The sequence below is a fragment of the Bacteroides sp. 51 genome, assembly GCF_010500965.1.
GTDB lineage: Bacteria > Bacteroidota > Bacteroidia > Bacteroidales > Bacteroidaceae > Bacteroides.
The window spans coordinates 34,754-59,236 of record NZ_QVMI01000001.1 but is presented as its reverse complement, the minus strand read 5'-3'; the positions used below and the strand labels follow the sequence as shown (position 1 = coordinate 59,236).

The 24,483-nt window shown below is 46.3% G+C and carries 14 protein-coding genes and 1 tRNA gene; 5 read left to right on the top strand and 10 right to left on the bottom strand.

Annotated elements, in window-relative coordinates:
* Positions 1-10: 10 nt before the first annotated feature.
* The 5 genes from D0T87_RS00200 to D0T87_RS00180 form a co-directional block, all read right to left on the bottom strand.
* A complete protein-coding gene (locus D0T87_RS00200) occupies positions 11-3,340 on the bottom strand; it encodes a SusC/RagA family TonB-linked outer membrane protein (RefSeq protein ID WP_370526801.1) in 3,330 nt (1,109 codons plus the stop codon).
* 545 nt (positions 3,341-3,885) lie between these two features.
* The gene (locus D0T87_RS00195) at positions 3,886-8,274 is read right to left on the bottom strand and encodes a hybrid sensor histidine kinase/response regulator transcription factor (RefSeq protein WP_163171657.1); all 4,389 of its coding nucleotides are present in this window, start codon (positions 8,272-8,274) and stop codon (positions 3,886-3,888) included.
* Between the two features lie 215 nt (positions 8,275-8,489).
* Entirely contained in the window at positions 8,490-10,445 is a 1,956-nt protein-coding gene (gyrB, locus tag D0T87_RS00190; protein WP_163171655.1) for a DNA topoisomerase (ATP-hydrolyzing) subunit B, read from the bottom strand.
* Between the two features lie 187 nt (positions 10,446-10,632).
* A complete protein-coding gene (gene rpsT, locus D0T87_RS00185; protein WP_163171653.1) occupies positions 10,633-10,887 on the bottom strand; it encodes a 30S ribosomal protein S20 in 255 nt (84 codons plus the stop codon).
* A gap of 39 nt (positions 10,888-10,926) precedes the next feature.
* Positions 10,927-10,998, bottom strand: a tRNA-Glu gene (locus D0T87_RS00180).
* A gap of 200 nt (positions 10,999-11,198) precedes the next feature.
* Here D0T87_RS00180 and recO point away from each other — a divergent pair.
* Entirely contained in the window at positions 11,199-11,924 is a 726-nt protein-coding gene (gene recO, locus D0T87_RS00175) for a DNA repair protein RecO (protein ID WP_163172252.1), read from the top strand.
* Positions 11,925-12,191: 267 nt separating this feature from the next.
* Positions 12,192-12,776 (top strand): hypothetical protein, encoded by a 585-nt coding sequence (locus D0T87_RS00170; protein ID WP_163171651.1) that lies wholly within the window; start codon positions 12,192-12,194, stop codon positions 12,774-12,776.
* Positions 12,777-12,964: 188 nt separating this feature from the next.
* On the opposite strand, the gene D0T87_RS00165 is transcribed toward D0T87_RS00170, so the two are convergent.
* From D0T87_RS00165 to D0T87_RS00145, 5 genes are all read right to left on the bottom strand, one after another.
* Positions 12,965-14,137: a four-carbon acid sugar kinase family protein gene (locus D0T87_RS00165; protein ID WP_163171649.1), complete on the bottom strand. Its 1,173-nt coding sequence runs from the start codon at positions 14,135-14,137 to the stop codon at positions 12,965-12,967.
* A gap of 18 nt (positions 14,138-14,155) precedes the next feature.
* Positions 14,156-15,190: a 4-hydroxythreonine-4-phosphate dehydrogenase PdxA gene (gene pdxA, locus D0T87_RS00160; protein WP_203558567.1), complete on the bottom strand. Its 1,035-nt coding sequence runs from the start codon at positions 15,188-15,190 to the stop codon at positions 14,156-14,158.
* Positions 15,191-15,280: 90 nt separating this feature from the next.
* Entirely contained in the window at positions 15,281-16,480 is a 1,200-nt protein-coding gene (locus D0T87_RS00155; protein WP_163171647.1) for an iron-containing alcohol dehydrogenase, read from the bottom strand.
* 37 nt (positions 16,481-16,517) lie between these two features.
* Complete coding sequence (locus D0T87_RS00150; RefSeq protein ID WP_163171645.1) at positions 16,518-18,119, bottom strand: sodium:solute symporter; 1,602 nt, start codon at positions 18,117-18,119, stop codon at positions 16,518-16,520.
* A 30-nt stretch (positions 18,120-18,149) separates the two neighbouring features.
* Complete coding sequence (locus tag D0T87_RS00145) at positions 18,150-19,097, bottom strand: dihydrodipicolinate synthase family protein (protein ID WP_163171643.1); 948 nt, start codon at positions 19,095-19,097, stop codon at positions 18,150-18,152.
* Between the two features lie 423 nt (positions 19,098-19,520).
* Here D0T87_RS00145 and rbsK point away from each other — a divergent pair, with 423 nt between their 5' ends.
* The 3 genes from rbsK to D0T87_RS00130 are packed head-to-tail and all read left to right on the top strand — an operon-like array spanning position 19,521 to position 24,471.
* Positions 19,521-20,435 carry a ribokinase gene (rbsK, locus tag D0T87_RS00140; RefSeq protein WP_163171641.1) on the top strand — a complete coding sequence of 305 codons (915 nt, stop codon included), beginning with the start codon at positions 19,521-19,523 and terminating at the stop codon, positions 20,433-20,435.
* An 11-nt stretch (positions 20,436-20,446) separates the two neighbouring features.
* Complete coding sequence (locus D0T87_RS00135; RefSeq protein WP_163171639.1) at positions 20,447-21,457, top strand: GRP family sugar transporter; 1,011 nt, start codon at positions 20,447-20,449, stop codon at positions 21,455-21,457.
* 56 nt (positions 21,458-21,513) lie between these two features.
* Positions 21,514-24,471 (top strand): TonB-dependent receptor, encoded by a 2,958-nt coding sequence (locus D0T87_RS00130; RefSeq protein WP_163171637.1) that lies wholly within the window; start codon positions 21,514-21,516, stop codon positions 24,469-24,471.
* Positions 24,472-24,483: the final 12 nt, after the last annotated feature.

Sequence of the window (24,483 nt, the reverse complement as noted above, 5' to 3'; positions counted from 1 at the left end):
TTTCAGTTTTTTAGAATGTGATATTAGTTCCCAATACAAAGCCACGGCTACGTGGGTAACGGTTGTAGTCCATACCTGGAGTTAAACCTGTCTGAACATCGACTTCAGGGTCATAGCCGGAGTATCCTGTAATGATGAACAAGTTGGATGCCGATGCATAGAAACGAGCCTTTGATATGCCCCATTTAGCTGTTAGTTTTGAAGGCAGTGTATAACCGATTGTCACATCCTGACAACGCAGGAATGAGCCATCTTCAATGAAGTAAGAATGGGTAATCTTTGTGGTTACGTCTGTCGGATTCCAAAGCGTGCGGCCTTCGTTCAACTCGCGGTACAGATCCACTGAGTTGTCAAGAAAATAAGCTTTATACAGGGTTTCTCCATCGCTATCGCGCGTATAACGCCATCCTTTATCGGCATACTTAGCAAGAGCATTGTAGAACTTTTTATCATTCTTCTCTGAAGATGCGAGTTGATAGGCTGTGGCATTATTTACATCGAAATCAAGCATAAAGTTGAAGTTCATTGCAAAATCGAAGTCCTTCCATTGCCCACTAAATCCGAAACCTCCCTGGAACTTAGGGTTAGTATTACCTATAACAACACGGTCGTGTTCGTCGATGACACCATCGGGTCTTCCTTCAGGACCACTGATATCTTTGAACTTAACCTTACCGGGAAGGGTGGCAATACCTGAATTTGAGCTTCCGGAAACATTGTTGATTACAGTTGCAGGAAGTTCTACACCGTTCTCATCAACTCTTTTAGGTTGATCTTTTGAAGTACCATTCTGGGCTGCTGTAGAACCCCATGGGATAGCCTGATAGTTGTTGGCTGGATCAAAAAAGAAATCATCCATTGAATAAATACCGTCATACACGAAGCCGTAAATTAAACCTACCTCATCGCCTACTTTCAAACAATAGTCATTAAAAGCTGAGCTCCAGTCTTTGTGTTGAGACCAAAGGATATCATCCGTACCATTCAGTTTGTCGACCCTTCTTTTATTCATACCTGCAGAGAAGTTTGCAGAGAGTACATAGTCTTTACCTCTAAGAATATCACCCGATACACTCAATTCAATACCTCTATTAGTTACCTGGCCAATGTTTTGCATTTGGCTTGCGTAACCTACTGATGATGAAATATTCGATCTATAAAGCAAATCTTTCGTGGTATTCCAGTAAAGTTCCGGAGTAATTGTCATACGGCCATTGAAAAGAGAAATATCAAAGGCGAGGTTACGGGTCAATGTGGTTTCCCATTTAATTTTTTTGTTGGCAAATTTATCACCACCCAAGTTACCGTACCATTGTTCACCAAACTGTGTTGCCTCACCAAAGCCTGGTCCACCAGTTGAGTTAACTGCATATAAATAACGCCACATATCATCATCAATGTCATTATTACCAGCCATACCAATAGCGGCACGGAATTTCAATTGTTCGATCCATTCAACATCATTCAAGAAGCCTTCTTCTGAAAGTACCCATGCACCAGCTACAGAAGGGAAATAACCCCATTGATTACCCGGAGCGAATTTAGTAGAACCATCAGCACGCATAGTTAAAGAAAGTAGATACTTATGGTTATAGTTATAACTTAATTGTCCGAAGAAAGAAGCCATACGGTTGGGTGTAGTTTCTGAAGTGGAAGACTCCTTTGGAGTACCGAATCCCATGTTCGACCAGGCTTGATCTGCTTCGAATGCACGTGGGAAGTAGCGGCTTTCCTGAACATTCTTTTTGGTTTGACTATGTTGGATTTCCTGTCCTAAAAGAATAGAGAAATCATGGTCATCTTTCCATTTGAAACCATAATTCGCTGTATTTGTCCACAGGTATTGGAATCTTTGCTCCTTTTCAATCTTTGCCAATGGCAAGGAGTTATTTTTTAGACCTTCACCTGTTAGTGCACCCCAGAAACGATATTTGTCTTTCCATATCAATCCGATGGTAGCTTCTGTACGCAATGTAAGACCTTTTATAGGTTTCCAATCTAAAGAAAACGCATTGGTGTAGTTGTATGAATATCTGTTCTGTTGATTGATTTTGATGTCACTCTTTGGGTTGGTGTATGTGAAAAGCTCTTCTTCATCCGGGTCGGCATACGAGGGATCAATGTATCCGTATTCGCGCAAACCATTGGTAGGGCGATAGCGAAGTACATCAATAATACCACCAGTTCCAATGTTATCACCACCTGCACCTTCATCACGACGATACGAGAATTTAGGATTAATTTGCAATGTCAGATTATCGCTAATGTCAATGGCGGTTTTAATATTCAGGTTGGTACGACGTACTCCTGATCCCATGATAATACCTTGATCTTCACTCTGAGTAAGAGAAACGTTGAAACGCATTTTTTCAGTACCACCACCAACAGTAACATTAGTAGAGTAGTTAAGCGGATGCTCACCCATTACTTCGTCTTGCCAATCATGGGTAGGCAATTTGTTGTACATGTCAAGGTCATTTGGATTACCAAAGTTTGCACGGAAGAATTTTGCATTGCTAGAACGGTTACCGTCACAGGCAGACCATTCATATTGATAGCGTGCAAATTGTGCAGAATTCATTAAATCCAACTTTTTATATAGTCTGCTTGTAGAAAGATTTGCATTGAAACTTACCTGAATTTTACCTGCTTGAGCAGCCTTGGTCGTTACAACAACTACCCCATTCCCCCCTTTAGCACCATAGATTGCAGTGATAGAAGCATCTTTCAATACGTCAATTGAAGCGATATCTGTAGGAGGAATGTCATTAATATTATCCACTTGAAAACCATCGACAATATAAAGCGGTTCATTGCTTTGTGTTACTGATGTACCTCCGCGTACGCGAATGTTGATATCTGCACCTGGCGCACCATCGACAGAAGTTACCTGTACACCAGCGATTTTACCTTGCAAAGCAACAGCGGCCGACGTTACAGGAACAGCAGCCAATTTGGCACCCGAAATGGAACCAACAGAACCCGTCAGATCTCTTCTTGCTCTACTACTATAACCAAGAACAACGACTTCGTCAAGTGCCTGAGCATCATCCTTCAAGACAATTGTCAGTTCTTGGCCGGCAACAGCATCTACTTCTTGGTTTTCCATACCAATATAGGAGATGGCCAATTTCTTTCCTTTGGTTACACTTAAAGAGAAACGACCATCCAAATCGGTAATGGTACCATTTGTTGTATTACCTTTCTCTGTAACAGTGGCACCAATGATAGGTTCCCCTTGTGAGTCGGTTACAGTACCTTTCACTGTAATTGTCTGAGCAGATACTCCAATAGGCACCATAAGAAGTAGTGCTAAAAGTAGGAGTAATCTACCCTTCATCTTTCCATTTTTTTGTTTCATGATAGTATTACTTGGTTAAACAATAAGATTATTTTAACTCTTTATATTCATTAATACGTTGACGGGTTGATGTAGAAATTCCTGGTATCATATTGCTATTGTATTGGATATAAGTTCTAATTGAACTCTCTTCATTAAATGCCCTTATAGTAGCCATAGGCCACTGTATGGGCTTATTTTGTTCTCTTTGCAATTCTTTCTTTTTCTAGCATCTTTTTCTTCTTATGCGCTTTTGGTGACTTTTTGATCGCCTAGTTCAATTAGAACTAAATATTACTTTTCTATCAACGGCGAAAAAACAGGTATCAGAAGCTTCGAAGACTTCAGGTTAACGATTATGCAAAAATCGTAAAAAAGGATAAAAGTATGGAGTATGATTTATCCTAAAGAGGGTATTTTTTGTTCTATTGGTGTGATGTTGTTTTGGAGCGCTTTTATGCACTTTTAAGAGCTTACTTATTGTATGAAGTAACGTTGTGCAAAACGTTACTTCATATTGTGGAATTTTTGGTGTCCCTTGTGGATTAATTGCGCAATATCTTGCTTTCCTTGTACTCTGAGGGGGTTACTCCCATCTTCTTTTTGAAGCACTTGGTGAAGTATTTTGGGTCATTAAACCCACACATATAGGCAATTTGCGAGAAAGTGTATTCTCCGGAATCAATGAGTTGTGCCGAGCGCTTCACCCTGATTTCTCGTATAAAATCTACGGGACTTAGCCCTACAATTGTTTTTAATTTGCGGTAAAAAGCCGTCCGGCTTACTTTCAGAGCATTGGCAAAATCGTCAATTGTCATCTCTGTCTTGTCTATATTATCCTCTACAAACTGCACAGCTTGCTTTAAAAAGATCTCATCGAATGGGGTGATTTGTGGTTCAGATGGAGAGATATTTAATGGTAAACCCTGCTTATCAGTGAAAGCTGCCAAATATCTTTCTTGTAAAAGCTTTCGTTGCTTGAGCAGCGAGTTGATTCTTGTTTTAAGGTAAGTAGCGCTAAAGGGTTTGGTTATATAGTCATCTATTCCATATTCCAACCCCTTAATACGGTCGTCCAGGGCAGATTTGGCGGATAATAGCACGATAGGAATATGGCAAATGTCCATGTTCTTTTTTATATGTCCTACCATATCCAGCCCATCCATAACAGGCATCATGATATCGCTGATCACCAGATCGGGAACGTGTTGTATTACACTGTTTAATCCTTCTTGCCCATTTGTAGCCTCCAGTATGTTATATTGGTGAGACAGGATGGTGTGCAGGAATTTACGCAATTCATCATTATCCTCTACGATCAGGACGGATAGTTTGTCTTGTGACGAATTTATTGACTCCCTTTCTTCATCAATCTCATCGTGAAGATGATGGAGGGTTGTTGTTTGGGTTTTATCGTTTTGTATCTCAGTTTGTTGTATGTCATCCGAGAGAATGAACTCGGCTTGTTCATCGCTCTTGAAGTGTTCGTTCCCTGTTGGGAATTTAACTTTGAATGCGCTTCCTTTATCCGGTACGCTTGTTACTTCAATGTTACCATGATGCAGTTCTACCAGCTCTCTAACCAACGAAAGCCCAATGCCGGATGAGGCCTGAAGCATATTGCGATTGGCTAATGTTTCGAAGCGTTGGAATAATACTCCGAGTTTCTGAGGCTGGATGCCTATGCCTTCGTCAATAACAGAGATGGTAATATGTCCGGGCTCGTTTGTAATTTCTATGGTGATCTTCTTGCCCGATGGGGTATACTTGAATGCATTGGAAAGAAGGTTATAGAATATCTTCTCAAATTTATCTCTGTCAACCCATAGATATTGTGATTTCGTACTGTTGGGTATGTCAAACTCTATGTGTTTTTCTTTGGCTATATGTTGGAAACAGCTTGCGATCTTGTGTAACTGCTCGCTTACCTCGGTTTCTTCCACCAGCACTTTCATCTTTTTATTCTGTATTTTCCGGAAATCCAGTATCTGATTGATTAGTTCGAGCATACGGTTCGTGTTTTTCTGTACAAGCAACAGGTGTTTTTGTGCTGTCGGTGTAAGAGGTTCGTGTTCCAACACCTCGGTTACAGGAGTGGAGATGAGTGTAAGTGGAGTACGTAGCTCGTGTGAGATGTCAGTGAAGAAGCGTAGTTTTATGTTCGACAATTGCTGCTCCATATTTATACGATGACGCAGACGGTAGATGTAGAATAGTACATACACAATTGTCCCGGTTAGCATGATAAAGAGGGTGAAGTATAGTGCCCATGCCCATGCTGTTTCCCAGAAAGTGGGCAACACCTCTATGGTTAGCGTACGTGTATTTTCTACCCATACCCCGTCGCTGTTTGTTGACCTGACTTCGAAGTTGTATGTGCCTTTAGGGATATTGAGATAACTGGCCGACCGGTTTTTATCTACATTGTTCCATTCATCTTCCAACCCTTTCAAGCGGTAGGTGTAACTGATTTCATTACTATTCCTGAAATCTAACGCGGCAAATCGCAAAGTGATATTTCTTTGTTTTGGACTAAGTACTATTTTCTCCTGATTGTCAATGTCGGGATACAAGTCTGAGCCATGTATTCTCATATTGGTAAAAACAATCAAAGGCACATAATCACTTTTGTGAATCTTATCTGGCATGATTTCCAATATACCATGATTGGTGCCGAACACGATTTGTCCTGTGGCCAGTACTCCCGGGATTGCTTCGGAGAAGTATACATTCTCGGGTAGGAATTGCCGGTCGTAGTTTTCAAAAGTTTCATGAACGGGGTCGAACAGACTTAGTCCATTTTCCGATACTACCCACAGGTTGCCGATCTGGTCTTTTACCATAGATAGTGTCAGATCTGAGATTAGTCCATTTTGTTCTGTATATGCTTTAAAATCAATGTTTTCGGATAGCAGGTTGTTGGATGTTATTTTGTTGATTCCTCCCGAAAACGTAATCAGGTATATCTCCTTTTGGTTTACGAATATTTGCATCACATCATTACTGCTGATGTTGTTTTTTACTTCCGGTTTCCGGAAATTACGATAAAACTTGATTTCTTCCGGATGGTTGAAATCCGATGAAAACGTTAGCAAGCCATCTGTTGTTCCTGCCATCATTATGCTATCGCCGATCTGAGTAATATACCGAACCTTCAACATGTATGTCGATGGGTAGTTTTTGAGTTGATTTCCGTAATGTATAAAATGTATGTTGTTTTGTTCGTCATAGTTGACCAGGTTGATTCCTCCCAGATAACTCCCTATCCAGATTTGCTTATTGTTGTCTTGATAGATGGAGTAAACACTGTTGCTACTCAGGCTATTACGATCTTCCGGGTCGTGTGCATAGTTCGAGATGGTATATGCAAACTCTGTTCCTTTATTTTTCTTTAGTAGATAGATACCGTTGTATCGCGAACCAATCCAGATATTTCCGTCTCTGTCTTCCATAAAACAATAGGCGCTGTGTTGGAAGCTATTTGCACCTTGTGTAATCTTTCCATCTCTTGAAAGATAGCCTTTGAAATTCTTATGTTTATCAAATATCCGTATTTTTCCACTTTTGGATGCTATCCAGAAGTTGTTTTGGCTATCGCGCAGGAAAGCGCGAATGTCCATATCGCGGTCCATGTCTATCTGTTCATAGTTTTTGGCAGAAGATGACATCCGGCTTACCCCTCTAAGGGATGAGAACCAGACGTTACCTTGCCTATCTATGCATAAATGACGCATGTGGGGCTGGAAAACCGATTGCGGATCATTGGGGTTGGTGTAATAGTATTCCAGTTCTTTTGTATCCCGGTTATAATAACTCAGGTTTCCATCGCGCGGTAAAACCCAAAGTACACCAATGGCATCTTCAAAAACACGTGGAACGTTTTCGCGCTCGAAATGTATGGCTTCTTCTAGCGGTGTGTAGAAGTGTTGAATCTCGTTGTTTTCTAAATTTATGCGGGTCACTCCTTTTTCTTGTGTGAACGCCCATACTTCGCCAAACCGATCTTTGGAGAGTTGTGTCACATAATTGTTCTTTTGGGTGTTGGTTAAGACACTGATTTGTTTGAATGTGCTCTTCTGTGTGTCAAACAAGATCACCCCTTCGTTGCTGCCGATGGCCAGGGTATGGTCGTCTAAAACAATAATATCATTTATGCGGTTCAGGTAAGGGGGCATCTCAATGAATTGAGGTGTTGAGGTCTTTCTGTCGTATTTGGCCAGCTTCCCGTTTGGGCGGGTCAACCAGATGTCGCCATTAACTTCGGTAACGGTTTGGAATGGGAAGTCGCTATTTATCGTTTTCTGACCTACAATTGTTGCTCCTTTGTTGGTTAGCACCCATTCGTCGCCATCTGCATCCTGATATACGTTATAAACGTTTTCACCTTTGATGGTGTTATTGAACGTGCTGTATATGGTGATTCCTGCGCCTTGTTTGATCTCCTTTTCATCTATCCGAAAGCAATATCCGTTGTCGCATAGAATCCATGCAACTCCTTTGGCTAGTGATCTTATTTTTCTGGCGACGTAGGCTTGTTGTCTTTCGGTTTCGAGGGGGCCGAGAACGTCAATGAACTTCTCGGTACCACTATCAAACAGGTATACTCTCGATAGGTAGGTGAGGCACCAGATGTCGTTGTATTGACTTTCGGCAATACTTTGCAGGCGGTTGTTGATTAGCGTAGAGCCATCGCCCGGCATGGATTTATATTTCTTGAAGGTGTATCCGTCGAACTTGTTGAGCCCGTCCCAGGTGCTGAGCCACATGAACCCTTTTTTATCCTGAAGTAGTCCGGTGACTATACTTTGTGCCAGACCATCTTTGATGGTGTATTCGTTGATGTCGCATATTGGCTGGGTCATCCCATGCGATGGGGCAATGGGTGTAATGGATGCAATGAGTGCGAAGGCCGATATAAGGAATGTGCGTTTCATAAAGATCTGGTTTTGCAGAAAACAAATATAGTAAAAAACGCGGTATAAGTACTTGGCGGTTAGTTAAATGAATAAATAGTGCTCTAGTTTGGATAAATCGTCTACTAAGTATCCTACCTATTAAAGAACAAAATGCCGCTACGCGGTAGAACCGGTAGCAGCATTTTGACGTAAGATGTGAGGTTGGTTATTTTAAAAAAACAATAATGTCTGGATTAAGTATCGATGTTGGCGTACGTTGCGTTTTCTTCGATGAACTCGCGGCGTGGTCCTACATCTTCGCCCATTAGCATGGAGAAGATATAATCTGCTTCTGCTGCGTTTTCAATCTGGATTTGTTTCAACATACGGTTATCGGGGTCCATTGTTGTTTCCCATAGCTGGGTGGCGTTCATCTCTCCCAAACCTTTGTAGCGTTGGGTGTGGATGCCGCTTTCGGAGCCGCCGCCATAGGTTTCGATGAATTTCTGGCGTTGTGCATCTGTCCAGCAGTACTCTTCTGTTTTACCTTTTTTGCAAAGGTAGAGTGGAGGAGTAGCGATGTACAGGTATCCGTTTCGGATTAGTTCGGGCATGTAGCGGAAGAAGAATGTCATGATCAGTGTGTCGATGTGCGATCCATCGACGTCGGCATCGGTCATGATAATGATCTTCTTGTAGCGCAGTTTTGCGATATTTGCTGCCTTGCTGTCTTCTTCGGTTCCGATGGTAACTCCAAGGGCTGTGTATATATTGCGAATTTCGTCACTTTCGAGTGCTTTGTGGTACATGGCTTTTTCCACGTTCAGGATTTTACCACGAAGCGGAAGAATGGCTTGGAATGCGCGGTTACGCCCTTGTTTTGCTGTACCCCCTGCGGAGTCTCCTTCGACAAGGAATAATTCGCATCTGTCCGGGTCGCGGTCCGAGCAGTCGGCTAGCTTGCCTGGTAGTCCGCCACCCGACATGGGCGATTTGCGTTGTACCATTTCGCGTGCTTTGCGTGCTGCATGGCGTGCGGTTGCTGCAAGAATTACCTTGTCAACAATCATCTTTGCTTCTTTTGGGTGTTCCTCCAGATAGTTGGTTAGTGCTTCACCTACAGCTTGGTCTACGGCTCCCATTACTTCGTTGTTGCCCAACTTGGTTTTGGTTTGTCCTTCGAACTGTGGTTCGGCTACCTTGATGGAGATTACGGCTGTCAGCCCTTCGCGGAAGTCATCGCCGGCGATTTCTACTTTTACCTTTTCAAGCATTTTAGAGTCTTCGGCGTATTTCTTCAATGTACGGGTTAGTGCACGGCGGAAACCGGCAAGGTGCGTACCTCCTTCGATGGTATTGATGTTGTTTACGTACGAGTGAATGTTTTCTGCGTACGAGGTGTTGTACATGATGGCGACTTCTACCGGAGTACCTTGTTTTTCTGTGTTGATGTAGATTACATCATTGATCAGGTGTTCGCGGGTAGAGTCGATATATTGTACAAATTCCTTTAGACCTTCTTCTGAGTAGAATATTTCGCTTCTCGTCGAACCGTCTTCGTGTGGACGAAGGTCTGTTAGTGTAATGGTAATCCCTGCATTGAGGTATGCGAGTTCGCGCAGGCGGGTCGCCAGGATCTCGTACTTGTATTCGGTTACGCTAAAGATGGTCGGGTCGGGCAGGAAGTGCTGGCGTGTGCCTCTATGTTCGGTGGTACCGATTTCCTTAACGGGGTATAGTGGTTTACCGATTTCGTATTCCTGCTGATATTCTTTTCCGTTGCGTGCTACACGGGTGGTCATGTGTGTTGACAGTGCATTTACACAGGATACACCCACGCCGTGCAAACCTCCGGAAACTTTATAAGAGTCTTTGTCGAATTTACCTCCGGCGTGAAGTATGGTCATGGCTACTTCGAGTGCAGATTTTTGTTCTTTCTCGTGGAAGTCTACCGGGATACCACGTCCGTTGTCTTGAACGGTGATGGAGTTATCTTCGTTTATAGTAACTTCGATATGATCGCAATATCCGGCCAGTGCTTCGTCGATGGAGTTGTCCACCACTTCATAAACCAGATGATGCAGTCCCTTTAAACCAGTGTCGCCAATGTACATCGCGGGGCGTTTTCTTACCGCTTCCAAGCCTTCGAGTACCTGGATACTGTCGGCTGAATATGTACCGTTGTTGCTGGTAACTTGTTCTTCGCTCATAATTTATTTTCCTATTAAAATAACTAAGCAAATATACGAAAATCTTTCCATAAAAGGAACTTTTCTATTCTTTAATTTCGGGGTTTTAGTCCTTTTTGGCTTTTGTGCAGTAATTGAATAAAACACAAAAAGACCGAACTGAAAAGTTCGGTCTTCGTAAATATATAATCTACAAAAGATTTACTTCTTACGCTAGTTTGTTGATATAGATAGCCAACTTAGATTTTAAGTTGTTTGCTTTGTTTTTGTGAATAATATTCACCTTAGCCAACTTGTCGATTTTCTTAACAACTGTTGGGTACAAAGCTGCTGCTTCTGACTTTTCTGAAGTTGCACGAAGTTTTCTTACAGCATTACGCATTGTTTTTGCATAATATCTGTTGTGAAGTCTTCTCTTTTCTTCTTGTCTGATTCTCTTTAGTGATGATTTGTGATTTGCCATCTCGACTAATCTGTTTTAATTCGTTTATTTTTATATTTGTAGCCCATAGGGGAATCGAACCCCTCTTTCCAGAATGAAAATCTGGCGTCCTAACCGATAGACGAATGGGCCAGTAAGTCAAGCGTTTCCGCTATCAAACCGTGATTATCTCTCGATTGCGGATGCAAATGTAGGGACTATTTTTGAATTACCAAAACATTCTTAGGAAATATTTTCAGGTTTTTTGTGTTTTTTCTTCTATTTGGCATTGAGATGTATTGATTATCAGGTAAATGTACTGTATCTTTGCCCGTCAAACAACAGCCATCTTTATGTTGCAAAAGACCATTGGTATTGTTCTGCACGCGCTGAAGTATAGCGATACGTCCAATATCGTCGATATATATACGGAGTTGCACGGGCGGACTTCTTTTCTGGTTCCGGCTTCCCGGTCGCGCAGATCGGCGGTGAAGTCGGTGCTCTTCCAACCTTTATCTATTGTAGAGTTGGAGGCCGATTTTCGTACCACTTCCAGTTTGTATCGTATAAAAGAGGTGAAAGCCTATCCGTTTCATTCGGTGCCTTACCATCCGTATAAGTCGGCCATTGCGCTTTTTCTGGCCGAGTTTCTGTACCGGGCGGTGAAGGAGGAGGGGGAGAATGCGCCTTTGTTTGCTTACCTGCGGCATTCTATTGAGTGGTTGGACGAGTGCACGGTCGATTTTGCCAACTTTCACCTGGTTTTTCTTATGCGCCTCTCCCGTTTCCTGGGATTGTATCCCAACCTCGAGGATTACAGCCGGGGCGATTATTTCGATCTGCTTAATGCCGGTTTTACTCCGCTGAAGCCCTATAAGCATTCTTTCTTTGTAAACCCCGAAGAGTCTTATCGCATCACCCGGCTGATGCGTATGAACTATGATACGATGCATCTCTTTGGTATGAACCGTGCAGACCGTGCCCGGTGCCTTGCCATCATTCATGAATATTATCGTCTGCATATTCCTGGTTTTCATGACTTAAAGTCACTGGATGTTCTGCAAGAACTCTTTGATTAGGCGGTGTGCCAATGCTTGTTTTGCTTTTACTGTGAGATAGTTTCTGGCTGGTTCTGAGAAAGTACTTCATTCATGCTGAGAAAGTTTCTCATTTGCCTTGAGAAAGTTTCTCGGGACGGCTGTGCTATATAGCTGAAAGCCGATGAGAAAGTATCCTATTTCTATTGTTCCATCTTTCTATGAATTGCGGACTGCTATTTGCTTATTTTTCTTAAATTTGCAGGCAGACAAACTATTTATTAATTATTAAAACAGGACTATTAGATTATGAAAAGGACGTATTTTAGCGTTGTGTGCCTTCTTATGGCATTGTGTTTAGTAACATCGTGTGGACCAAACCCTTCTAAGTACTCTCAGGATGGAGAGGGATTCGCAAAACTACAGGAAGATTTTAAAGCAAAGTTTGGTGCGGATGCGTATTACACGGATATAGCAATCAACTTCACTCCGGGCAATTCTCATGGATCGGGACTGGGATTCAACGTAACGGTAACCAATGATCCGGCATCGCTGAAAATGCAGGAGTGGGTGTACAACTCGTATACTAACTGGAATAACACTGCCGAGGTGACGCTGGAAATTGAAGGTGATTCAAAACCGGAAGAGTTTATGTTCCAATTGGGTGGTAAGTTCGACCTGAAGAAGGTGGGTGAACTAATCGAGCAATCCAGAAAGAAACTGGCGGAAGAAAAACAAATAGAGAATGCTGCATTGAATATGGCGCTCCTGAAAACTCCGGATAATGATGCTGCCACTGAAACAGATATCGTTATCATGATGAAACCAGAGAACGGCGGAACAACATTCACTTTCCGCTACGATCTTGAGGGAAATCTGAAAAGCTTTAACTAGCAGCAACGTCCTTGTGAGGAGCTTGTCCCCTCGCAATGACAATATCCACCCCCTGCCCCCGCCAGCGGGGGATACGATGCCGCAGGTATCCCCCGCTGGCGGGGGCAGGGGGTGGATATTGTCATTACAAATAGTTCTATATTTTAATATAGTGGCGACTCGCAAGGACGTTGTGTCTGTAATTACCACTATTTAAACAACTCCCCCCAAGGATAACTTCCCGGTTTAAGGGTGACCGTTGTTTCCGGCTTTCCGGTCGGAGTCATCCGGATCACTCCCGGTGCAACTTCGCATTGTATACAAAATACCTTCCATCCCAGCCGCTTGAGTATCGAGAAAGCCGTTGCCCCCCCTTCAATAATAAGCTCCTGTGGCTGATGTTCGGACAATAGACTCTGAACGACTTTTCCTACATGTTCCCTGAGGTTCACAGCAAACTCCCTTCCCTTCATGGGAGGGTGATTGGTGTAGATGATCAGCGAGTGATGGCTGGCATATGCTTTGTCGATTTTCCCGACCCATTGCTTTGGTGCTTCCCTGAAGAAGAGGAGACGCGGCGTGTTATGGACTGGCGTGGCCCGTCGCCGAATATAAGGAAAGTCCATAATAGGATGCCTGGCGGTACTTCCCAGGACGATCAGGGCACTGTTATTTCCCAATCCGTTGAACATGGGTTTATCTTTTGGAACATAACCTCTGGATAGAAGATAACTGGTAAAGAAGTCTGCTCCCCCTGCCGGTAGTACATTTTCATCTAACTTAGCAACTTGTTGCATAACCTCTTCCTGTGTAGCCGCCTCTGCTATATATATACCATTTCTTTTTATACGCTTCTCGGGAAGAAGCATTCTGGCACCGTAACAAAGTTCTGAGACGTTGGCCGACTTCGCCGGGAATTCCGGATCATGCGCAAAGGGAGTCTCGTGCAATGGCACGCTGTTGATGTAATATCTTCCGTCTGATATGATTCGTCCTTTGCTTGGATTCTGTGGGAGCAGTAGGGCACGCTTCTTCCCGGTTGCACGCATCAATCCCGTAAGCTCGACCAGAATGTGTCCCCGTAAGGCGGAATCGGTCTTCTTGAATATCTGGGTGCACCCCATTTCTGTAATCAGCTTGCACAGCCGATCCGTTTCGCGTACGCTTTCCAACTCACTCATCGAACGGGTGTCTGTGGCAAAGATCAATAGATCGCACGGCTCGGAAAGCTCGACCGACTCGTCTCCCATATACATGATAAGGCTTACGCGAAGCCCAAACTGTAGTCCGATACCGGCAATCTCAGCCGCTCCGGTGATATCGTCGGCAACGGCGATCAGTTGACAGTTGACAGTTGATAGTTGACAGTTAGAATGCTGCATGCTTTCTGTATTTTAAACTTAAACCTGGCCGTCCCGCCTCGGGGCCATGCGCGTGGCGTAATCAATGGACAGTAGCATGGCATCGGGACTGGCTATTCCCTTCCCCGCTACATCGAAGGCAGTACCATGATCAACCGATACGCGGATGATCGGCAACCCGAGGGTGATGTTTACCCCTTGTACGCTGCTCATTTGTCCAGTCACAGGGTCCCAATTGAAGCCTACGACTTTAAAAGGGATGTGCCCCTGATCGTGGTACATAGCCACACAACCGTCATACTGCCCACACTTGGCTTTGGCGAAAAGCGTGTCGGGCGGCACAGGACCGTCGACATTATAGCCCATGTCCTTCAGCTCGTTTACGGCAGGGATGATTTCTTTTTCTTCCTCCCAGCCAAAGAGCCCGTTGTCGCTGGAGTGCGGGTTGAGTCCCGCGATACCGATGCGTGGGTTTTCAATGCCGAACTGCCGGCAGGCATCGGCAATGAGTTGGGTGACGTCGATGATGCGGTCTTTCTTTACCCGGTCGCACGCTTCGCGCAGAGATACGTGGGTGGATACGTGGATAACACGCAGGAATTCATCCGCCAGGAGCATGGCGTACTTCTTGGTTCCGGTGAAGTGGGCGTAGATCTCGGTATGTCCATCGAAATGGTGTCCCGCCAGGTTAAGGGCTTCTTTGTTGATGGGTGCCGTAACCGTTCCGTCAACTTCTTTATTCATGGCCAGTTCGATGGCCGTGCGGATAGACAGGAAGGCAGCATCGCCTGCCTGGGCAGATACTTTGCCGTATTCTACTTTATCCAAATCGGTATATTTGAGGTCGTAAACATCAATCGTTCCGTATTGAAAGCGAGCGTCGGAAACATTGTCTACCGGATGGATCTCTAAAGCGAGTCCGGTTGCTTTAACAGCTTTGCGTATAATGGCGGCATCGGCTACCACCAACGGGTTGCACTTTTTGTAGGTGCTTTGTAGGTTCAGGGCTTTAACCACGATCTCAGGTCCTATGCCTGCGGGGTCGCCCATAGTAATGGCTAGTGTTGGTTTCATAATGACTTGTAGGGGCGGTTCGCGAACCGCCCGAAAATGGTTATCTGTGTATTCTGCGTATTGGGCGGTTCGCGAACCGCCCCTACAGGATTAATATAGACTGTTATAAATATCACGTGCATCCTCCGTTGTCACTTCCCGCGGATTATTCTTCAATAGGCGTTGCACTTGCATCGCGGCTTCGGCCATGCGGCCGACTGCATTTTCTGGGATACCGATCTCGGTAAGCCGGGTTGGTATGCCACAATCTTTAGACAGTTGAGTGATGAAGTCCACCCCTTTCTCTGCTGTTTCTTCCTCGGTTGCTCCTGCGGGTACACCGCATGCCACGGCAATGTCTGCAAACTTACGCACATCCGAGTTGCGGTTGAAACGCATAACAGAAGGCAACAGAATGGCATTTGCCAATCCGTGCGAGATGTGGAACTCTCCGCCAAGCGGATAGGATAGCGCATGTACGGCAGCCGTGTTCACCGGGCCGAGGCAGATGCCTCCGTAATAACTTCCCAGCATCAGGGCTTCGCGGGCTTCGATGTCTTTCCCGTCTTTTACGGCGCGGAGCAGGTTAGCGGCAATCAGCTCAATGCCTTTCCGGGCATACATATCGATGATGGGGTGGGCAAACTTGTTGGTATATGCCTCGATGCAATGCGTTAGGGCATCCATTCCGGTTTCGGCAGTCACTTTAGGCGGAACGGTTACGGTAAGTTGCGGATCAAGATAGGCGGCATCGACAACGAGGTGAGGGCTAACGATTCCTTTCTTGAGTTTATCCGTCTCGTCCAGCAGGATGGCGTTGGGCGATACTTCGCTTCCGGTTCCGGCAGTGGTGGGCAAACAGGCCAGCCAGCGTTTGCGGCTTTTAAGCAGTCCGGTGCCGAAGATGTCTTCTACCTTCTGATCGCTTTCGATAAGGGCGGCGATGAGCTTGGAGGTGTCCAGTACGCTGCCTCCGCCGATACCAACCACACTATCGGCGTTGAATGTGCGGGCTTGCTCAAGGACGAAGTAGAAGTCTTTGATGGTTGGCTCTTGTAATATCTTGTCGTAGATGAGGATGCTTACGCCGTTCTCGGCGAGCTTCTCTACGGTTGGTCTGATTAGTGGGAAGATAGGAGGGGCGGTGAGTATGAATAACCGCTTGAGTCCTAGTTGCAGGTAATCGTCGCAGAACTGGCTGATGCATCCTGTGCCGAATACGACTTTCTGTGGTTGTAAAAGGGTTAGCCTCACCCCAGCCCTCTCCAAAGGAGAGGGAGAAGGGTTGGTATTATTACTTTGTATATTCATATTGTTTTTTATTTATTCATTTGATGTATTATACGGACTATCTGTCTTGCTCCCTCTCCTTTGGAGAGGGTTGGGGTGAGGCTTTCCGTTTCTCAAAATACCCGTAGATCGTCAGGTCTTTATCGGCAAGCGGTGTTTTAAAGAAGTAGCTGGCAAAGTAGCCGACTACAAATACAATAATGTGGCTGTAAACTCCCAACATATATTTATGGTGCTTGAAGTTCAGATCGCCCAGGTCGAGTAGTACTCGTTTGCCCAGTCCGTCGCCAAAGTCGAACTTGGTCGAGGTGAGCATGGCATAGGCGGTGAACAGTACGGCAACGATGATACCCACAAGCAATCCTTGTTTGTTGGCGCGGCGACTGAGCAGTCCCAATAAGAACAACCCCACGATGCCTGCCGAGAAGATGGCATAGAGTTCGAACACCACGCCGAGCACGCCTTCGCCACCCCAATAGGCGTAGATCATGGCTATACCGACGGATGCTATACCCGATACGGCAACCAGGATGCGTCCCAGGCGAAGCCGTTGTTTGTCGGTGCTTTGCGGTTTGAAGCGGACGTAATAATCTTCCACGCCGATGGCTGCCAGGCAGTTCATGTCGGAGTCGAGGCTGGATATGGCACCGGCGGCAAGAGCGGCCACTACCAATCCTACCACACCGACCGGCAATTCGGTGGCCATGAAGTAAGGGAATACCTCGTCGGCTTTGATACCGTCGGGCAGGGCTGCACCGGTGATGTGATAGAAGGCGAACAGTCCGGTACCGATAAACATGAACAGCGTCCAGATGGGTACACTCAGGAATACACCGATGTAGGCGGCTTTCTTGGCCGATTTATCATCCTTCGCCGTGAGGTAGCGTTGCACGATGGTCTGGTCTGTGCCGTATTTCTGGATGGCATAGAAGATTCCGTTCAGCGCCATGACGATGAATGTGAGTTGGGTAAGGTCCCAATCGTAGGGGCCGAAGCTGATTTTGTTGAACTCGTTGGCTGTGGCGATAACGCTCGACGGGCCTCCCTCGGGTTTGAAGAGGAGGATTAGCGCGCAGACCACTCCACCGGCTATCAGCATAAAGCCCTGGATGACGTCCATCCAGATCACGGCTTCGATACCGCCAAGCAGGGTGAGCAATATGATGGCGATTCCGAGCACAATGATAACGGTGTATATGTCAATGCCCAGGAAGGGTGCCAGTGCCATAGCTACGAGGAAGAATACGGTTCCCATTTTAGAGAAGTGCGTAAGGATGAATGCCAGCGAGCTGTATATGCGGGCAAACAGTCCGAAGCGGCGTTCAAAGTATTCGTAGGTGCTGAGCTTGATGACCCGGCGGAACAGGGGCACGATGACTCCGACAAGGGCAATCAGCACAACGGGCACCATGAGTCCTTGTACAAGCAGTATCCAGTTTGAAGCGTAGGCTGCACCGGGATAGGCCAGGAAGGTTACGCTACTAATCAGTGTGGCGAATATGGACATGCCGATGGCCCATGCGGGAATGTTGCGTCCTCCGGCAAAGTAGTTGTCTGTACTCTTTTGCCGGCGCGAGAAGTATAACCCAACGCCTATGGCAGCGATGACGGATATGATAACGATACTGAGGTCGACCCAGTGTATAAGTGGTTCTTTCATGGTAGTTGTATAAGGGTTAATGGGTTTTTATTATATGCCGGCTGTTTTACCTATAATTTCTTTTTCTTCTTCGGCCGACAGGCGGGTCAGAGGAGCGAGCATCCAGGGCTGACAAAGCTTTTGGGTATTCATCATTACTTTAAGGGCAGCAAGTGACTGGCCGAGCGTGCGTCCTTCCTGATAGATGCGGGCAATCTCGTCGGTTTTCTTTTGGAGGTCGTTCGCTTTGCCGGCATCGCCGGAAACGGCAGCGTCGTATAGTTCGGCAAACAGTTCGGGGGTGAAGTTGCCGGTGCTGGGCACGATACCATCTGCGCCATTCAGTACGCTACTGGCCGATTGCGCTGCCCATCCGCAGAAGTAGGCAAAGTCCGGGTTGTCTTTAGAGATAGCCAGGCAGGCTTCCATACGTTCCAGGTCGCGCTCGGAATCTTTCAGCCCTACGATGTTGGGGTGGTTGCTGAGACGTTTTACGACTTCTACCGGGATGCTCATGTGGGTGGTTGCTTTGATGTTGTAAAGCATCAACGGAGCGGTGATGTTATCGGCCAGGGTTTTGTAGTAGTTGTATATTTGCTCATCGGTCAAGGCGTAGTAGCTGGGTAGGGTGGCTACGATTACATCTGCCCCGAGTTGGTGATATTGATTTGCCGAGCGGATATGTTCGCTTACGCAACAGCCATTCAGTCCGGCATAGATCAGCATTGGAACCTCGCCGGGGCACGCTGCCCCCTCCCGCATGGAAACCTGGGCGCGGCACCTTGCCGCCGCCGTTGCCGCTGCTGTTTTAACGAAGAGATAGCCTTGCTGGGGCGAAACGGAATTGCCTTCGCCGGTGGTTCCCATCAGTAGGGGAGAAACGCCATGTTTGGCAAAAAGCTCGATAATCTTCTCTACTGCCTGAATGTCTAACTCGCCCTGTTCGGTGACGGGGGTAATCATGGGGACTACAACGCCCCGGTATTTGCTGTCTTTCATCTTACTATACTATAATATAATTATGTGTAAGACGTTCGAGGTGCGGTTTAGTACTCATACAAAAAAATGCTACTGGCATCCGCTCCAAATGCTACTGGCATCCGGGCGAAATGCTACTGGCATTTGAAACGAATGCTACTAGCATCCAAACGAAATGCTACCGGCATAATTTCTTCCTGGTATTTCGAGCATAAAATTCTGGTTGTGAAACTTCTGAATTGAAAAAATTAAAGATTTTAAGATGCTTGTAATCAGTTTGTTGCAGTGGTTTTAGTTTCGTATTTACTCTTTTGTATTCCTCTTATCCTGTTATAATTCGTTTTTTAAACTTCCGTACTTCCTCTTTATTTGTACTGTCCGATCATGTAATCGGGCAGACGTTACCAGAATACACCTTATTCATTAACCTTATAAACTATTCATATGATTTCAAACAAAATTGTAGTATTGGGGAGCTGTAATACCGATATGGTTATCAAATCCGAAAAACTGCCTGCTCCCGGCGAAACAATTCTCGGTGGAACCTTTATGATGAACCCCGGAGGGAAAGGAGCCAATCAGGCGGTGGCTGCCAGTCGGTTGGGTGGAAATGTTACTTTCATTACGAAAACAGGTAACGATGTGTTTGGCTTTCAATCCCTGCAATTGTACAAGAAAGAAAACATTAACACCGACTATATCTTCTCCGATCCCACCAATCCGTCCGGCGTGGCGCTGATCACGGTCGATGCTGCCGGCGAGAACTGCATCGTTGTAGCTTCCGGAGCCAACAAGAACCTGCTTCCCGAAGATATCGAGAAAGCTAACGACATGGTGTTGAGCGCCGATATACTGATGATGCAATTGGAAATCCCCATTCAAACCGTGGAATATGCAGCCGCCCTTGCCGCCGGACATGGAATCAAGGTGATACTAAACCCTGCCCCTGCCCAGCCGCTTTCGGATGCATTGCTTAAGAATCTGTATATGATCATACCCAATGCCACCGAGGCCACGATACTTTCCGGTGTCAAGGTCAGCAATTGGGATACCGCCCGCGAAGCAGCCCGGATCATAAGCAACAAAGGGGTCGACATTGTAGTCATTACCCTCGGTTCGCTCGGCGCGCTGCTGAAAGAAGGCGACCGGTACATACAGATTCCCGGCGAAAAGGTCGAGGTGGTAGACACCACAGCCGCCGGAGATACCTTCTGCGGTGCGCTCTCCGTTGCCCTTTCGGAGAATAAAGACCTCGCCGAAAGTATCGCCTTTGCCAACAAGTGCGCTTCTGTTACCGTCACCCGAATGGGCGCGCAGAACTCCATTCCTTACAGAGAAAACATAACCAATAACCCATAAAACTTACAAGTATGTTTATAGTCAGTAGTTACACACTTGCCGTTTTACTCTGCGTCATCACGATGATTTGTTGGGGTTCCTGGGGAAACACCCAGAAGCTTGCAGGTAAAACGTGGAGATACGAACTCTTCTACTGGGACTACACCATCGGCATCCTGATCTTTTCGATCCTGATGGCGTTTACCCTCGGAAGCATGGGCACCTCCGGCCGGGGCTTTATGGACGATATCTGCCAGGCAGAATCATCCCATCTGGCCAGCGCACTGTTGGGTGGCATCATCTTCAATGCCTCCAACATCCTCTTGTCGGCATCCATATCCATTGCCGGAATGTCGGTAGCCTTCCCACTGGGCGTAGGACTTGCTTTAGTGCTGGGCGTGTTTATAAACTACTTCGGTGCGCAGAAGGGCGATCCGCTGACCCTCTTTCTCGGTGTTGCTTTTGTAGTAATAGCCATTGTCCTCAACGGAATTGCCGCAAGTAAAAAGCCCGCCTCACCCCACGAAGGCAAGAAAGGCAAAACAGGCATCTGGCTCGCAGCCTTCGCCGGAATACTGATGTCCTTCTTCTACCGTTTTGTCGCGGCGGCTATGGACCTGGAAAACTTCGAGAATCCCACAGCCGGTATGATTACCCCTTACACCGCATTCTTCATGTTTGCCATAGGTGTATTCGCCAGCAACTTCCTTTTCAATACAATTGTAATGAAAAAGCCCTTCGTTGGCTCGCCCGTGTCCTACAAGGAATATTTCTCCGGTTCGTTTGCCACCCATATGGTCGGCGTTTTCGGGGGAGTGATCTGGGCGTTGGGTACCTTGCTCAGCTACGTTGCCGCCGGAAAAGCCGGAGCCGCCGTTTCCTATGCCTTGGGACAAGGTGCGCCGATGATTGCCGCCCTCTGGGGCATCCTGATCTGGAAAGAGTTCAAAGGCGTTCCGAAGAGCGCCAACATCTACCTCGGATTGATGTTCCTGTTGTTTATCCTCGGACTGATGTTCATCATCTGGTCCGGTGCCAGTTAAGTAATCCCGAACAATCTTATCTAATCTTATATCATTTAAACTAAAAAACACATGCCATGATGGTCAAAAGAATCTTATTTCTGTTATTGTTATGTGCTCCGATGGTTGTCTATGCGCAGCTAAACATCACGGGTGTCGTTGTCGATACGGCAAACGAACCCCTGATCGGAGTATCGGTGAAAGCAAAAAATGCTAATCAAGGTACCATAACCGACCTTAACGGTCAGTTCTCAATGAAAGTCGGTGCAGGCGAAACTCTCGTTTTCTCGTACATTGGATATACCCCCCAGGAAGTGGCAGTTAAAACCTCCGGCCACATCCGTATTGTGCTGGAAGAACAAGTAAACATGCTTACCGAAACCGTTGTCATTGGCTACGGCTCCCAGTCCAAACGCAATGTGACAGGTTCAGTATCGAAGATCAAAATGTCCGAAACCGAGAACCTGCCCAATACCAGCATCACCCAATCGCTTAGAGGACGTGTAGCCGGAGTACAGTTTACCGACAACGGGCGCCCCGGACAAAACGGCTCCATACTAATCCGCGGTCCGCGCTCCTTAAGTGCAGGCAACAATCCGCTGATTGTACTCGATGGAACCATCTACAACGGTGTCATCTCCGACATCAACCCCAATGACATCTCCTCTATGGAAGTCCTCAAAGACGCCAGCGCCTCGGCCATTTACGGGTCAAGGGCCGCCAACGGTGTGCTGCTGATTACATCCAAGAAGGGCGCTTCCGAGAAACCCGTTATCCGTTTCAATACCTTCTACGGCTTTTCGGAACCCGGGCACACCGTCAAGATCTTATCTCCCGAACGCTACGTGCAGAAGATACTCGACTTCAGGCGTGAAGCCGGATTAGAAGCCGACCCCTCACAGGTAGCATCGTATATGGCGCCCAATGAAGGCGAGAACTACACGGCCGGCAAAACCATCGATCCCTGGGACATCGGAACCCAAAGTGCAGGCATGCAATCGTATGACGTAAGCATATCGGGCCGTACAGATCGGGTGAACTACTACATGTCTGCCGCCTTGTCTAAAGAAAAAGGAATTATGCTTAACGACAATCAGGACCGCGTATCGTTCCGCATCAACCTCGAAACGAAAATAACCGATTGGCTCACCGTCGGAACAAATGCCATTTACGCACGCAGAAACTTCTCCGGAGTGAAAACCAATCTCGAAAGACTCATGCGTACAAGCCCCTACGGAACCATCTACAACGAAGACGGAACACCCCGCGAATTCGTGGCCGATGGTGAGAACGCAGCCGGCAACATGTTGTACGACGCTTATTATAAAAGCAACGAAGAAATACAAAACAATCTCTTTGCCGGTTTCTTCGCCAACATCAAGGTTCCGTTTATCGAAGGGCTGTCCTATAAAGTCAACGCTTCTCCTAACCTCCGTTGGTCGCACGCCTATAATGCTACCCGCCAGGACGAAGCAAAGGAAAACAACATGAAGGCTGCCAAGAAAGTGAACCGGAACTACTACGACTGGATGGTGGAAAACATAATCAACTACAATCGCTACATAGGCAAAGACCATCACATTGATGTAACCCTATTGTACAGTAGGAACGCGATGGAGTTCGAAAATACCACAGCCAACTCCTCTATGATGACCTCCGATGCCCTGGGATGGAACAACCTGGGACTGGGCGAAACGCAAACCGTAGCCTCCGATGCCAATGAGGTACAGGGAGTTTCCTACATGGCCCGCTTCAATTATCGTTTCAAAGAACGCTATCTGGCCACCTTCACTGTACGCAGAGACGGTAGCTCGGTATTTGCCGCCGATAACAAATACGCCACCTTCCCCTCCGGAGCACTCTCATGGTTAATCTCGGAAGAAGGATTCATGAAAAAGATAAAGCCTATTGATATGCTCAAGCTCAGGGTGTCCTACGGTGCAGTGGGTAACCAGGCCATCAGCCCCTATCAGTCGTTGAGCAAGTTGGGTACCACCAAATATGTATTTGGCGATGGCGGTACTACCTCTTTAGGCTACTATCCCGGCAACATGGCAAACTCCGGATTGAAATGGGAAACAACCTATACCACCAATATCGGACTGGACTTTGAAATCCTCAAAGGCAGAATCGGTGGTACCATCGAGTGGTACAACATGGATACCAAAGACCTGTTGGTGCAACGCAGCTTGCCCCGCATGACCGGGTTCCCCAGCGTATGGACCAATCTGGGCGAGGTAAACAACCGCGGTATAGAAATCACATTGAACACCGTAAACGTTAAACTGAAAGATTTTGAATGGGGTTCCAACTTCACTTTCTCTTCCAACCGCAACAAGATTGTACATCTTTACAGATCCGATACAGATGGCGATGGAAAGGAAGACGACGATGTCGGTAACAACTGGTTCATAGGCCAACCCATCACCGTTTACTACGACTATGTATTCGACGGGATTTATCAGGAAGGCGACGACCTGCCCGTAGGCTTCAAACCCGGTTACACGAAGGTGAAGGACATTGATGGCGATGGAAACATTACAGCCGATAAAGACCGTAAAATTATCGGGCAGGGCGGACAACCCAAGTACCGATGGGGTATCAATAACAATTTCAGGTATAAAAACTTCAATCTTTCCATATTCATCAACGCTATGCAGGGATGGAAGTCCAGCTTCGGGTTGGTGGGAAGAGGCCCCGTAGAACGTTCGCTGAACTTTATTGATGTGGGTTGGTGGACACCCGAGAACAAATCCAATACCCGACCCTCGCTCATGCACGAAAACAAGTATAACCACAACTGGTATTACAGCCGCAACTTTGTGCGCATACAAGATGTGGCCTTAACCTACGATGTACCCCAGAAGTTATTGAATAAGGTCGGTATATCCACCCTACGCCTGTCGGTTAGCGGAAAGAACCTCTATACCTTTACCGATTGGATCGGCGCTGACCCGGAAAGCGGTGGTACGGCTTGGGAAGACATGTACCCTATGCCAAGAACCATTGTGTTCGGACTAAACCTAGGATTTTAACCCTTAAAAACA

Coding starts and splice junctions, on each gene's coding strand:
- pdxA (WP_203558567.1), bottom strand. CDS start 15,190: ATGAAACCAACACTAGCCATTACTATGGGCGACCCCGCAGGCATAGGA.
- D0T87_RS00195 (WP_163171657.1), bottom strand. CDS start 8,274: ATGAAACGCACATTCCTTATATCGGCCTTCGCACTCATTGCATCCATT.
- D0T87_RS00155 (WP_163171647.1), bottom strand. CDS start 16,480: ATGAATATACAAAGTAATAATACCAACCCTTCTCCCTCTCCTTTGGAG.
- rpsT (WP_163171653.1), bottom strand. CDS start 10,887: ATGGCAAATCACAAATCATCACTAAAGAGAATCAGACAAGAAGAAAAG.
- D0T87_RS00135 (WP_163171639.1), top strand. CDS start 20,447: ATGTTTATAGTCAGTAGTTACACACTTGCCGTTTTACTCTGCGTCATC.
- D0T87_RS00150 (WP_163171645.1), bottom strand. CDS start 18,119: ATGAAAGAACCACTTATACACTGGGTCGACCTCAGTATCGTTATCATA.
- rbsK (WP_163171641.1), top strand. CDS start 19,521: ATGATTTCAAACAAAATTGTAGTATTGGGGAGCTGTAATACCGATATG.
- D0T87_RS00165 (WP_163171649.1), bottom strand. CDS start 14,137: ATGCAGCATTCTAACTGTCAACTATCAACTGTCAACTGTCAACTGATC.
- D0T87_RS00145 (WP_163171643.1), bottom strand. CDS start 19,097: ATGAAAGACAGCAAATACCGGGGCGTTGTAGTCCCCATGATTACCCCC.
- gyrB (WP_163171655.1), bottom strand. CDS start 10,445: ATGAGCGAAGAACAAGTTACCAGCAACAACGGTACATATTCAGCCGAC.
- D0T87_RS00130 (WP_163171637.1), top strand. CDS start 21,514: ATGATGGTCAAAAGAATCTTATTTCTGTTATTGTTATGTGCTCCGATG.
- recO (WP_163172252.1), top strand. CDS start 11,199: ATGTTGCAAAAGACCATTGGTATTGTTCTGCACGCGCTGAAGTATAGC.
- D0T87_RS00200 (WP_370526801.1), bottom strand. CDS start 3,340: ATGAAGGGTAGATTACTCCTACTTTTAGCACTACTTCTTATGGTGCCT.
- D0T87_RS00170 (WP_163171651.1), top strand. CDS start 12,192: ATGAAAAGGACGTATTTTAGCGTTGTGTGCCTTCTTATGGCATTGTGT.